The sequence below is a fragment of the Komagataeibacter sp. FXV3 genome, assembly GCF_015155755.1.
Classification (GTDB): domain Bacteria; phylum Pseudomonadota; class Alphaproteobacteria; order Acetobacterales; family Acetobacteraceae; genus Komagataeibacter.
Genome location: NZ_VWPI01000146.1, coordinates 1 through 13,197 on the forward strand (window position 1 = coordinate 1; position 13,197 = coordinate 13,197).

The window sequence follows — 13,197 nt, forward strand, 5'->3', positions numbered from 1 at the left end:
CGGGCGGCCTGGGGGCCGAGGCCATGCCGTCAAGGAACGCTTCGGCCAGGGCCGCGTAAAGCGGCTGCGAACAGATCATGCGTGAAACGCCATAGGCAAGGAAGGACGTGGCCAGCAGTGCCAGCGTCACCTGCTGGTTGTCGCACATTTCCATAACGATCACCGATGCGGTCAGCGGCGACTGCACCACGGCGGAAAAATAGGCCACCGTACCCAGCAGCACCACGGCCCCTGGCGTGGTGTGCGGCAGGAACTGCGCCACCCATCCGCCAAATCCCGCCCCGATGGCAAGCGATGGTGCAAACAGCCCCCCCGGAATGCCCGAACAGTACGAAATGATGGTGGCGATGAACTTCAGGATGAAGAAGGACGCGGGATAATGCGTCTTGCCTTCAATGATTTCGTGCGCCTGTTCATAGCCGGTGCCGTAGGTGATGCCGTCCGATGCAATGCCGATAATCGCCAGCAGCAGCCCGCAGGCGGCGGCAAACGCCACCGGCCTGCCACGCGCGAAACGGCCCACACTGCCGGGCAGGCCGCGCGTGGCCCGGATCAGGATGGCCGAAAACACGCCGCCACCGATCCCGCCAAGGATGCCGCAGGTCGGCACCGCGATCCAGCTTATGCCGATCGGCACCACCACGTCGGTATGGCCGAAATAGCTGTAGTTCCCCACCAGGGCGATGGCGGTCACACCCGACAGGATCACCCCCGTCAGCATGGTGCCGCTGGTGCGCTGTTCAAATGAGTGGCTGAGTTCCTCTATCGCGAACACGATACCGGCCAGCGGCGTATTGAACGCCGCCGATACGCCCGATGCCCCACCCGCCAGGATCAGCCCGCGCCGCATGCTGATGGTGGACAGGTTCAGCCACCGCCCGCAGGCATGCATGATGGCGGCGCCGATCTGCACGCTTGGCCCCTCACGCCCGATCGACCCGCCTGCCACCAGCCCCAGCGTGGTCAGCACGATCTTGCCCGCCGCCACCCGCAGCGACAGCAGGCGGTCGATGATGGCGAAGTTTTCAAGGTGCAGGGTGGCGATGGTCTGGGGAATGCCGCTGCCCTGCGCGCCACGGAACCATGTGCGCGTCAGCCACGTGGACAGCGCCAGCCCCCCCGGCGTAAGCGCCAGCATGATCCACGGGCTGATGCCGATGATATGGTTGCGCAGGGTGGCCGCCGCGTCCGCCGCCATGGCGAATCCCACCGCGACCACACCGACCACCACCGCCGCCGCCCAGCACGCCAGTTTGCGCCGCCACTGCTCGGTGGTGATGCGGGCGGAACGACGCAGGTGGCGCATGTGCTTCCTGCGGATTTCAGTAAGGTCGGTTCGCATTACCGGTCATCTACTTTCAGCAACGGCACTGACAGTTAAAACCGGGCGGGGACAGTCCGGTTGCGGGACAAGGGCAGCATTTATCGCAACCCGGACGGCCATTTGCGGCACGTCCGGCCTGCGGTTTTCCGGTCGGGCGCAGGCAACCGGGATCAGATCAGGGCAGGACCAGTACGCCGGTATGCTTGGCCTTGCGTTCGGGTTCGACGTGGATGTTGATCAGCGCGTCGCCCAGACCCGCGCGCAGACCGTTCTCGATCCGGTCGCAGATATGATGGGCGTCCTCTACGCTCATGGTGCCGGGCACCACAAGGTGAAATTCGATGAATGTCATGGCGCCCACGATACGGGCGCGGATATCATGGGCTTCCATCGCGCCGGTGGCGGTATGGGAAATGATGGAGCGGATTTCCGCCAGCGTCCCGGAATCGGGGGCTTCGTCCATAAGACCCGCGATGGAGGTGCGCATCATGTCCCAGCCCGTGCGCAGCACGTTGAGCGAGATCAGCGCAGCCAGCAGCGGGTCCAGCCACAGCCATCCCGTCAGCGGGATCAGGATGAAGCCGCCAATCAGCACGGCAGATGTCCAGACATCGGACAGCACATGGTGCCCGCTGGCCACAAGGGCGGGGGAATGGTGCGCCCGTCCCATGCGCATGAGGAACAGCCCCCACCCGAGATTAAGCAGCCCCGCCCCGCCATTGAGGGAAATGCCCAGCAGCGAATCCTCGGGCGGATGCATGTGCATGAACCCGACCCATGCCTCATGCGCGATGGTGATGGCGGTAATGACCACCAGCACCCCTTCCGCCACGGCGGACAGGTACTCGGCCTTGTAATGTCCATAGGTATGGTTGTGGTCGGGCGGCAGGCTGGCCACCCGCAGCGCCCACAGCCCCGCCACGGCGGATACCACGTTGATGATCGTCTCGATCGCATCGGAATACAGTGCGATGCTGCCCGTTACCCGCCATGCGGCGTATTTCATGCCCAGCGCGATAATGCTGACCACAACGCTGCACCAGGCCGCGCGTATCTTGGTGTTGGTATTGGAAAACATGTCGGGCAGGGGACTCGTTGGGCCTATACGGTATGGGCGTCGGCAAGGACGCAGTGATCGGCGTCGTTCAGCGTTTCGATCTGGAATGTGGGGTGGACAATGCCAAAGCGTTCACGCAGTTCACGCGCTGCGCGGTTCAGCAGCCCGTCGGGGGCATGGCCATTTTCACTGGCGCTGCGTACCAGGTGGACCGTCAGCGCGGTTTCGGTGGTGCTGATCGGCCAGATATGCAGGTCATGCAGATCGCATACGCCGGGCAGGGTGCGTAAAAAGGCATCCACCTGTGCCGCGTTGATGCCACGCGGCACGCGATCCAGCGCCATGTCCAGCGAATCCCGCAAAAGCGACCATGTCGCCACGATAATGGACACCGACACGACAAGGCAGATGATGGGGTCGATTCGCAGCCACCCCGTCATCAGGATCAGCCCGCCACCGGCCACCACCGCCAGCGACATGAGCGCATCCGACGCCATGTGTAGGAACGCGCCATGCAGGTTCAGGTCCGTCTTGCCACCGCTTGCAAACAGCATGGCCGTTACCCCGTTGACCGCAATGCCGATGCCGGCGACCACCATGACCGCGACACCGGCTACCGGGTGCGGGTGGATCAGGCGCAGCACGGCTTCCCACATGATGCCGCCGGTCACGACTAGCAGGGCCACCGCATTGCCCAGCGCCGCAAGGATGGACGACCGGCGCAGCCCGTACGTGAAATCGCGGCTGGGTGAACGCCGCGAGAGGATTTCCGCCAGCCACGCAGCGCCCAGCGCCAGAACGTCCGACAGATTGTGTCCCGCATCCGCCAGCAGCGACAGCGCATGGCTGCGCACGCCCCATGCCGCTTCCCCGATGACATAGACAAGGTTGAGCGCGATCCCGATGGCAAACGCCCGGCCATAGGATGCAGGCGTATGGACATGATGATGGCCAAACAGCCCGCCACCATGGTCATGCCCGCAGTCATGGTCCGCATGGTCATGGCCGTCATGGTCGTGAGCGCCGTGATCGTGCCCTGCATGACCGTCGGGGCTGTGGGTATCATGGTCATGATCGTGGTTGTGCCCATGGCTGTCATGGTCGCCATGGTTATGCTGGCACTCACCCATGGGGCAGCATCCATTCAGCAGTGGGATTGAAAGCGTGCCGCCTTCCTAGCAGAAGGTTGCCGCACGTCACCAGCACTTAGCGCATTTTGTGCATGGGGCCGCCGTGATATGGCATCGCCACGGCCCACTGCCATGGAAACGCGACCCGATGATCCGACTGACCGAACTGCGCCTGCCCATCGATCATGATGACGCTGCCCTGACGCAGGCCGTGGCCGACCGGCTGGGCGTGCCTGTCACGGATATCAGTGACGTGACCATATTCCGCCGCGGGCATGACGCCCGCCGCAGGCACCGTATCATGCTGGTTTATACAGTGGACTGTGCCGTGCGGGACGAAGCCCGCGTCCTTGCGGCGCATGACGGCGCGCGCGACATCATGCCTGCCCCCGATACGTCCTATCATTTCGTGGTGGATGATGGCCCGGCCATGGCGCGGGCGGCCGGATTCGTGCGCCCGGTGGTGATCGGGGCGGGGCCATGCGGGCTGATGGCGGCCCTGGTGCTGGCGCAGATGGGGCTGCGCCCGCTGGTGCTGGAACGTGGCAAGGTAGTGCGCGAACGCACCGTCGATACCTTCGCCCTGTGGCGCAAATCCATCCTGAACCCCGAAAGCAACGTGCAGTTTGGCGAAGGGGGTGCGGGAACGTTCTCGGACGGCAAGCTGTACAGCCAGGTCAGCGACCCCCGGCATTACGGGCGCAAGGTGCTGTCGGAATTCGTGCGTGCGGGCGCGCCGGAGGAAATCCTGTATCTCTCCCGCCCCCATATCGGCACCTTCCGCCTTGTCTCGATGGTGGAGCATATCCGTGCCGAAATCGAGGCGCTGGGCGGTGAATACCGTTTTGGCGCGCATGTGACCGATTTCGTGACACGCGACGATGGTGCGGGCGGGCAGCGTATTGCCGCCCTGCGGCTGGCGGATGGCGATGAAATCGTGGCAAACCATGTCGTGCTGGCCATTGGTCACAGTGCGCGTGATACATTTGAATCGCTGCACGCGGCAGGTGTGGACATGGTGGCCAAGCCGTTTTCGATCGGCGTGCGGATCGAACATCCGCAATCCATCATCAACACCGCCCGCTATGGCCAGCCGGAAACCGTGCCGCTGCTGGGGGCGGCGGATTACAAGCTGGTGCACCATGCGGCCAACGGGCGCGGGGTCTATTCGTTCTGCATGTGTCCCGGTGGCACGGTGGTCGCGGCCACGTCGGAAGTGGGACAGGTGGTGACCAATGGCATGAGCCAGTATTCCCGCGCCGAACGCAACGCCAATGCGGGTATCGTGGTGGGTGTTACGCCGGAACGCGATTATCCCGGCGGCCCACTGGCCGGTATCGCGTTCCAGCGTGAGTGGGAACGCAGGGCGTTCGAAGCCGGTGGCGGCGCGTATTTCGCCCCGGCCCAGACGGTGGGGGATTTCCTTGATGGTCGGCCGTCCACCACGTTGGGCGATGTCGTGCCGTCCTATAAACCCGGCGTCACCCCCACTGACCTTGCACGCTGCCTGCCGGAATTCGCGGTGACCGCCATGCGGGAGGCGCTGCCTGCATTCGAGCGCAGGATACCGGGCTTTTCCATGCGTGACGCAATCATGACCGGGGTGGAGACGCGTACGTCCTCCCCCCTGCGCATCCCGCGTGGGGTCGATGGGCAGGGTGTCAACACGCGCGGCCTGTTTCCGGCGGGCGAAGGGGCGGGTTATGCCGGTGGCATCCTGTCGGCGGGGATTGATGGCATCCGCATTGCCGAGGCCGTGGCCCTGTCGCTGGCCGGTCGCCCGGTTGAAGTGGCCATGCAGCGCGGCATGACGCACGCGACCGACGCGCAGTAAATAAAAACGGATAAAGGTTTTTTGGCGAAGCTTTTTGCAAAAAGCTTCAAGGAACACCGCCTTTTTGACAAAAGGCGGCACCCAAAGACTTTTGTTTTTTTATCAGTGATCTACAAAAACGAGACCGGATCGATATCCACATCGATCCGTGCCCCGCGTTCGGGTTTTACGCGCGACAGCCATTCGCGCACGATCGGCTGCACCGCGATATTGCGCCGCGCGCGCAGCAGCAGGCGGAAACGGTGCCGTCCGCGCAAAATGGCCAGTGGCGCCGGTGCCGGACCCAGTACCTGCACGCCATCCATCCGGGGCGCGTTCTGGCCCAGTGCGCGTGCGGTCAGGTCTGCCGCATCAGGCATTTCGGCACTGACGATCAGGGCGGCCAGCCGCCCGTAAGGGGGCCAGAAGCCAGGACGGCGCTGCTCGGCTTCCTGTTCCATGAAGCTTGCGAAATCGCCCGATACCAGCGCCTGCATGACCGGGTGGTCGGGCACGTAGCTTTGCAGCAGCACGCGGCCCGGTGCTTCGGCACGGCCCGCACGGCCTGCGACCTGGTGCAATAGCTGCACCGTGCGCTCGGATGCGCGCAGGTCGCCTCCTCCCAGGCCCAGGTCGGCATCCACGATTCCCACCAGCGTCAGGTGCGGGAAATGCCAGCCCTTGGCCACGATCTGCGTGCCGATCACAAGGTCGATCTCGCGTCGTGCTATGCGCTCGACGGCAGCGGCGGTGGCGGCGGGGCCATTCAGCGTATCGCTGGCCATGACCAGTATCCGCGCATCGGGGAAGGTGGCGCGGGCTTCTTCGGTTATCCGCTCCACGCCGGGGCCGATGGGGGTCAGGCTGTCGGCATCGGCGCATTTGGGGCAGGTCTGGGGAATGGGTTCGTCATACCCGCAATGGTGGCAGGTCAGGATATGGCGCGCACGGTGTTCCACCAGCCACGCGGTGCAGTTGGGGCACTGCATGCGGTGGCCACAGGTGCGGCACAGCGTCAGCGGCGCGTAGCCCCGGCGGTTGAGGAACAGCATCGCCTGTTCTCCGCGCCCGATCGCATCATTGATCGCGCCGGTCAGGGTGGGTGACAGGAACAGCCCGCGTTCGGGCGGGTCCGCGCGCATGTCCAGCGTTTCCACATCCGGCATGCTGGCGTTGCCGTGGCGTGCCCCCAGCTTCAGGTGCCGGTACCGGCCCGCGCCCACATTGGCCAGGCTTTCAAGGCTGGGCGTGGCGGAAACCAGAACCACGGGCGCCCCACTCATGCGCGCGCGGACCACCGCCATGTCGCGGGCGTGGTAGGTCACGCCATCTTCCTGCTTGAAGGCGGTTTCGTGTTCCTCATCGACAATGATCAGGCCAAGCTGGTCAAACGGCAGGAACAGCGCCGACCGCGCGCCGACCACGACCCGTGCCGTGCCATCGGCCACTGCCCGCCATGTCACCCGGCGCAGGCGCGATCCAAGGTCGGAATGCCACAGGGCGGGTTCCGCGCCAAAGCGGCGGGCAAACCGCCCGGTCCACTGGGCCGACAGCGCGATTTCGGGCAGCAGCACCAGCGCCTGCCGCCCCGCTGCGATACAGGCGGCTATGGCTTCCATGTAAATCTCGGTCTTGCCGGATCCGGTTACCCCTTCCAGCAGGGTGATGGAAAAGCCGTTTTCCGCCACGCGGGCGCGCAATTCGGTGGCGACCGTCGCCTGATCGCCCTCCAGCACCGGGGGACAATGCGCGGGATCGGGATTGCTGAAGGGCGGCGGCGGGGCGATTTCAACCGCCTGCAATGCGCCCGCCTGTGCCAGGCCGCGTATCACGGTGGCCCCCACGCCGGCGCGGCGGGCCAGTTCCGTCGTGGTCAGGGGCGCGCCACTGGCTGCGATATCCAGCACTTTTTGCCGTGCTGGTGTCAGGCGCAGGTCCGTGGGCCGCGCCGGGGCCACGGTCCACCCGGTAGCGGGACGCGGCAGCGGGGCCAGCGCGTTGGCGCGCAACGCCATGGCCAGCACCATGCCCGGCGGAGAAAGGGTATAGGCCGCCACCCAGTCCACGAACTGCCGCAACTGCGCGGGCAGCGGTGGCAGGTCAAGACGGCTCGCTACGGGTTTCAGGCGGGATGTCGCCACTTCCTTTGGTGCAGGCGGGGTGAATTCGGGGGGCAGGTGCGGTGTCGCGTCCCAGACCACGCCCGTTTCGGTGCGGCGGCCCAGTGGCACGCTGACGATATCACCGGGCCGCACATTGGCCAGCCGTGGCGGCAGCAGGTAGTCCAGCGGCCCGGCAAAGGGCAGGGTCAGCATGACCCGCACCCGACCATCAGCAGGGGTAGGCAGCAGGTCCGGTTGTGAAGCATTGCGATGCGGCATGTGTTTTTCTACCGTCAGGCATCGCCCGTGTCTTGTCCATCATTTGCGCATGGCGCACACCATCATAAGGAACTGTCTGAAAAGCCTGCCTGTGAGACAGCCTGCAATCATAAAGAAGTTTTTGGTGAAGCTTTTTTCAAAAAGCTGCGCAGAACGTCGCCTTTTTGGAAAAAGGCGACACTCAAAAACTTTTATTATTTTTTATCAAAGCGTTATTTCCGGAAAATCTTTAAGGCTACGTGGCGGCAAGATGAAAGGGCGCAGGACATGATGGCAACCGAAGCACGTGACGCCTTCCTGCAATGGATGGAAACCGAACGCCGTGCCGCAGCCCTGACGCTTACGGCCTATCGGGGGGATCTGGACCGGTTCCTTGCATTCCTGACCACGCATCTGGGGGGCGTGCCGGATCTGGGGGCGCTGGCAGGCCTGTCGCTGGCCGACCTGCGGGCATGGCTGGCCCATGAACATGCCGCGGCCCTGAGCGGCCGCCGCCCCACGACACAGGATCGCGCCGCGCGTACGCGCGCGCGCCGGGTTTCGGCGCTACGGTCCTTTTACCGTTATCTGGCGCGCTATCATGGTGTTGACAATCCCGCACCGGGCCTGCTGGCCACGCCGCGCACGCGCCGCCCGTTGCCCCGCCCGCTGCCACAGGCACAGGCGCTGGAGGTGCCCGAAGGGATATCCGACATTGCCCATACCCCCATGGCACGGGTGCGCGACGGGGCATTGTTCATGCTGCTGTACGGCTGTGGCCTGCGTATTTCCGAAGCCCTGACGCTGGATGTGCGTGATCTGGATCAGGCCCGCACCCTTGGCGATGGCGCGAAGGGTGATGGCGTGCTGCGCATACGGGGCAAGGGCGGGAAGGAACGCATGGTGCCGGTACTGCCACAGGTCATGCAGGCGCTGTTGCGCTGGCGGGGCGTGCATCCGCTGCCGCAGCCCGATGCGCCATTGTTCATGGGCGTGCGCGGCGGTCGCCTGCAGGCGGGCATTGCCCAGCGCGCCATGCGCACGTGGCGGCACATGGCGGGCCTGCCGGACCATGCCACCCCGCATGCCCTGCGGCATTCCTTCGCCACCCACCTTATGGAGGGGGGAGCCGACCTGCGCGTGATACAGGATCTGCTGGGTCATGCCAGCCTGTCCACCACGCAGCGTTATACGCTGGCGGACGAAGCCAGGCTGATGGATGTCTGGACACGGGCCCATCCCCATGCCACCGATACCCCGCCCGATACTGCACGATGAACAGGATTGCCCATGTCCCAGCGGTTTCCCTATCCCCCGATCGCCCCTTACGATCACGGCTGGCTTGATACGGGCGAGGGGCATCGCATTTACTGGGAACTGTGCGGCAATCCTGACGGCATCCCGGTGGTTTTCCTGCATGGCGGTCCCGGTGGCGGCTGTTCGGCCTTCCAGCGCCAGATGTTCGATCCCGACCGCTACCGCATCCTGCTGTTTGACCAGCGTGGCTGCGGGCGATCGACCCCGCATGCCGCCCTTGTCAACAATACGACATGGCACCTTGTGGCGGATATCGAGCGGCTGCGTGTCATGACGGGTGCGCAGGAATGGATGGTGTTTGGCGGGTCGTGGGGGTCAACGCTGGCGCTGGCCTATGCACAGGCGCATCCCGACCATGTCAGCGCGCTGGTGCTGCGCGGTATCTTCACCCTGCGCCGGGCGGAACTGCTGTGGTATTATCAGGATGGCGCGTCATGGCTGTTTCCCGACCTGTGGGAACAGTTTGTCGCCCCCATTCCGCCCGATGAACGCAATGACCTGATGGCGGCCTATCACCGACAGCTGACCGGCCCGGACCCGGATGTGCAGATGAACGCCGCCATTGCGTGGAGCATGTGGGAAGGGCGCACCATTACCCTGCTGCCCGCGTCGGACACCATCATCCAGCATGCCGACCCACGTTACGCGCTGGCGTTTTCGCGTATCGAAAACCATTACTTTATCAATGCCGGATGGCTGGACGAAGGGCAGCTGATCCGTGATGTCGGCCGTATCCGTGATATCCCCGCCATTATCGTGCAGGGGCGCTATGACGTCACTACGCCCATGCGCACCGCGTGGGATCTGCACCGCGCATGGCCCGAGGCGGATTTCCGGATCATTGACACCGCCGCCCACGCCATGACCGAGCCGGGTATCCTGTCTGCCCTGCTGGATGCAACCGACACCATGGCCGGACGACTGTCGTAGTGGCGGGAATGCGTAACTGGCTTGCGGCGTGGGGGCTTGCTGCCGCCGTGGGGGCGGGCCTGCCGGTCACATCGGCTGTGGCGGCACAGGATACGGTGCCGCGCCTGTGCAACCATGAACGCGTGGCGCAGGTGCCGCTGCGTGATGACGGGGGGTACCTGTCCATTGTCGTCAGCATTGCGGGCCATGACCTCAGCGCGCTGGTGGATACGGGGTCGGATGGCGGCCTGCTGACCCCTGACATGGTTGGCTACCTGCGGCTGCGGCTTGATCCCGACCATGAAACTGTCATCCACGGCACGGGTGGCACGGCGCAGGCGACACCGAACGCCCTGGTGCCGGACCTGCGGGTGGGCGGCGTTGATTTCGGCGCGCGTTCGGTGCCGGTGGGTGAACTGCCGGGCCAGCCGATGATCCATCCCCCGGTGGCGGGACTGCTGGGGGGCGATATCCTGTCGCGATTCGATCTGGATATGAATGTGTCTGGCGGCATGCTGACATTGTGGAACATCCAGCATCGATCCATGGCCTGTGCGCCACCACCGGCATGGGACGGGCCGTATGAAACCGTGCCGCTGCACAGGCAGGACAACCGTTTCCTGCTGGAAGTGAAGCTGGATGGCAGGCCGGTCACGGCCCTGCTGGACAGTGGCGCGCGCTCACGCATTGTCTCGCCAGAAGTCGCACATCGCGCCGGTGTCAGCCAGTCACAGCTTGACCGCGACCCCGGTGGCATGACCGCCAGCGTGGACGGGCACAAGGATATCTATCACTGGCACCGCTTCGACAGCCTGCAGGTTGGCCATGAGCTGGAGCGTAATGTCACGCTGACGGTGGCGCCGTTACGCGAACATCTGGAAATGCTGCTGGGGTCGGACTGGTTCGCCACCCATCAGGTGTGGATATCCTATGCCACCAACCAGATCTTCATCCGGCCCGCGCCACGGCAGCCCACCAGATAAGGGATTGCTTGGGAAACAGAGGATTCTGGACGCTGCCTTTATTCAAGAGACTGTTTGAAAAACCAGCTCATGACAGCTTGGGATTAAAAGAAGTTTTTGAAAAAAGGGGGCACCCCAAAACTTTTATTTTTTAATCAGTGAATTGTTTTTAAACAGTCTTTTAAAAAATCAGGCCCGGCATGGTCCGCCGGGCCTGGGATAACCGCCGTGGTGATCGGGGTGGATCAGCCCTTCAGCTTGGCGTTGCATACGCTGTAATATCCACCGCCCTTCTGGATCCAGCGCAGGCCGCCATTGGCGTTGGCGGCCTTGTTGGTGTTGTACTGGTCAAGGCAGGTGTGCATGCGGGCCTTGCCTGCGGCTTCCTTGCTGTATTTTGCGGAAATGGCGTCGGGCAGCGTCGCACTGGTGGATACGGGGGCTGCGGCCGGGGTCGCCTTGGGGGCCGCTGGTGCCGCGACAGGGCTGGCCGCAGGGGCTGCCGCTTCGGCGGTCTTGGTATCCGGTGTTGCAGCATCACCGCACTGGGCGGTCTTGAAATCCTTGTAGCTCTGTCCGTTCAGCGTACCCGCAGTGCGGGCGGTGGTGAACTTCTGGTGGCACGACTTGGAGGTTTCGCGCGCGTGTGCGGCACCGGTGGACAGGGCAAGGGCGATTACGGACGCGGTCGCGATCTTGAAACGGAATGATGTGGCCATTGAGTGGGTCGGTCCTGAAATGACGGTTGTGAAAAACACGCGGTTTACAGCGCGCTGTCGCCGGTTTCGCGCGTGCGGATGCGGATGACGCTGTCGAGGGGGGAAATGAAGATCTTGCCATCGCCGATCTTGCCGGTATGGGCGGCTTCCAGGATCGTTTCCACCGCCTGTTCCACCAGGTCGTCGGTCACGGCGACCTCGATCTTGATCTTGGGCAGGAAGCTGACGTGGTATTCCGCCCCGCGATAGATTTCGGTCTGGCCCTTCTGCCGGCCAAAGCCCTTGACTTCCGATACGGTCAGCCCCTGTATCCCCAGCGGGGTCAGGGCTTCACGCACATCGTCGAGCTTGAAAGGCTTGATGATGGCTGTGACAAGCTTCATCTCACCGCGTCTCCATTCTGCTGTCCGGCCTGGATGACCGTGTGTGAAAGGCAAGGTAACGTTCCGTCTATACCCTGATCGGGTGATGCATGTCATCCGCCTTGGCGCACCCGATGTGTTAAGCGCGCTTGTGTCGTCCCCGTGGAGGGGCGTAAATCCGGCAGGCTTGCCGTCCCTGCCCGCAACGGGCCAGAACAGGAAACGAAATGACCGCGAACATGTCATCCCACGCCGCGCCCGGACCTCTTGAGGTCGATGTCTGCATTGTGGGGGCTGGGCCGGTGGGTGCGACCCTTGCCTGCCGTCTGGCCGCTGATGGCATGCAGGTTGCGATCATTGACCGCGCGGCCCTGCCGCCGATGGAACATCCCGCCTTCGATGGCCGCGCCTATGCCATCGCCGCAGGATCGCGCCGCCTGCTGGAGGAAGCGGGCGTGTGGCAGCGCCTGCCCATGGAATCGTGCGACATTCGTGAAATCCGCGTGACCGATGGTCGTCCGGGTCGGCCGCCGTCGCCCCTGTTCCTTGAATTCGGGCGCGGCGATGCCGACCAGCCCTTTGGCGCGATGATCGAGGCGCGCGCCCTGCGCGTGGCGCTGAACGCAAGCCTGCATGCAACGCCCGGCCTGCATGTTTTCGCCCCCGATGAAGGGGTCGTGACCCGCGGCCCCGATGGCGCGGTCATCCGCACCAGCAGCGGGCGGGCAATCCATGCGCGCCTGGTGGTCGCGGCCGAAGGGCGGCGCAGCCCGCTGCGCGAACAGGCCCGCATTGCGGTTACGCGCCTGCCCTACAACCAGTGCGGCATCGTCTGCGCCGTGGCCCATGAACGCCCGCATGAAGGCCGCGCGCTGGAACATTTCCTGCCGGCCGGCCCGTTTGCGCAACTGCCCATGGCAGGCACGGCCGAACACCCCAACCTGTCCGCCCTGGTCTGGACCGAAAGCGAGAAGGTCGCCCACCGTCTGGCCGACCTGCCGCATGATGCCTTCGCGCACGAAATCCGCCGCCGCATGGGTGATGACTGGCTGGGCGCGGTCAACCCGGTGGGGCGGCGGTGGGTCTATCCGCTTTCCGCGCAGTACGCACAGCGTTATGTTGATACGCGCCTCGCCCTGGTGGGGGATGCGGCGCATGGCATTCACCCTATTGCGGGACAGGGGCTGAACCTTGGTTTCCGTGACGTGATTGCCATGGCCGATATCCTTGGCCGCGTGCATGCC

Annotated in this window: 11 protein-coding genes; 5 read left to right on the forward strand and 6 right to left on the reverse strand. The window is 64.4% G+C overall.

Annotated features, from left to right (window positions below; translation table 11 throughout):
• The 3 genes from F1542_RS13615 to F1542_RS13625 all read right to left on the reverse strand — a co-directional run.
• The coding region (locus tag F1542_RS13615; RefSeq protein WP_193733518.1) for a chloride channel protein at positions 1 to 1,306 on the reverse strand (1,306 nt) is incomplete at its 3' end.
• Between the two features lie 193 nt (positions 1,307 to 1,499).
• Entirely contained in the window at positions 1,500 to 2,402 is a 903-nt protein-coding gene (locus F1542_RS13620) for a cation diffusion facilitator family transporter (RefSeq protein WP_193733510.1), read from the reverse strand.
• A gap of 23 nt (positions 2,403 to 2,425) precedes the next feature.
• A complete protein-coding gene (locus F1542_RS13625; protein WP_193733511.1) occupies positions 2,426 to 3,511 on the reverse strand; it encodes a cation diffusion facilitator family transporter in 1,086 nt (361 codons plus the stop codon).
• A 148-nt stretch (positions 3,512 to 3,659) separates the two neighbouring features.
• Here F1542_RS13625 and F1542_RS13630 point away from each other — a divergent pair, with 148 nt between their 5' ends.
• Entirely contained in the window at positions 3,660 to 5,345 is a 1,686-nt protein-coding gene (locus F1542_RS13630) for an NAD(P)/FAD-dependent oxidoreductase (protein WP_193733512.1), read from the forward strand.
• Between the two features lie 110 nt (positions 5,346 to 5,455).
• Here the strand turns inward: F1542_RS13630 and F1542_RS13635 are convergent, their stop codons facing one another.
• Positions 5,456 to 7,705: a primosomal protein N' gene (locus tag F1542_RS13635; RefSeq protein WP_193733513.1), complete on the reverse strand. Its 2,250-nt coding sequence runs from the start codon at positions 7,703 to 7,705 to the stop codon at positions 5,456 to 5,458.
• Between the two features lie 267 nt (positions 7,706 to 7,972).
• Between F1542_RS13635 and F1542_RS13640 the strand changes: the two genes are divergently transcribed.
• From F1542_RS13640 to F1542_RS13650, 3 genes are read left to right on the forward strand one after another with little or no spacing between them, the layout of a single operon-like run.
• Positions 7,973 to 8,962: a tyrosine recombinase XerC gene (locus F1542_RS13640; protein WP_193733514.1), complete on the forward strand. Its 990-nt coding sequence runs from the start codon at positions 7,973 to 7,975 to the stop codon at positions 8,960 to 8,962.
• Positions 8,963 to 8,974: 12 nt separating this feature from the next.
• Positions 8,975 to 9,931: a prolyl aminopeptidase gene (pip, locus tag F1542_RS13645; protein WP_193733515.1), complete on the forward strand. Its 957-nt coding sequence runs from the start codon at positions 8,975 to 8,977 to the stop codon at positions 9,929 to 9,931.
• Positions 9,932 to 9,939: 8 nt separating this feature from the next.
• A complete protein-coding gene (locus F1542_RS13650; RefSeq protein WP_193733519.1) occupies positions 9,940 to 10,893 on the forward strand; it encodes an aspartyl protease family protein in 954 nt (317 codons plus the stop codon).
• 224 nt (positions 10,894 to 11,117) lie between these two features.
• On the opposite strand, the gene F1542_RS13655 is transcribed toward F1542_RS13650, so the two are convergent.
• Both F1542_RS13655 and F1542_RS13660 read right to left on the reverse strand, forming a co-directional pair.
• Positions 11,118 to 11,591 carry a hypothetical protein gene (locus F1542_RS13655; protein ID WP_193733516.1) on the reverse strand — a complete coding sequence of 158 codons (474 nt, stop codon included), beginning with the start codon at positions 11,589 to 11,591 and terminating at the stop codon, positions 11,118 to 11,120.
• 44 nt (positions 11,592 to 11,635) lie between these two features.
• Complete coding sequence (locus tag F1542_RS13660; protein ID WP_010507216.1) at positions 11,636 to 11,974, reverse strand: P-II family nitrogen regulator; 339 nt, start codon at positions 11,972 to 11,974, stop codon at positions 11,636 to 11,638.
• Between the two features lie 206 nt (positions 11,975 to 12,180).
• Between F1542_RS13660 and F1542_RS13665 the strand changes: the two genes are divergently transcribed.
• On the forward strand, positions 12,181 to 13,197 hold a 1,017-nt coding region (locus tag F1542_RS13665; RefSeq protein ID WP_193733517.1), incomplete at its 3' end, for an FAD-dependent monooxygenase.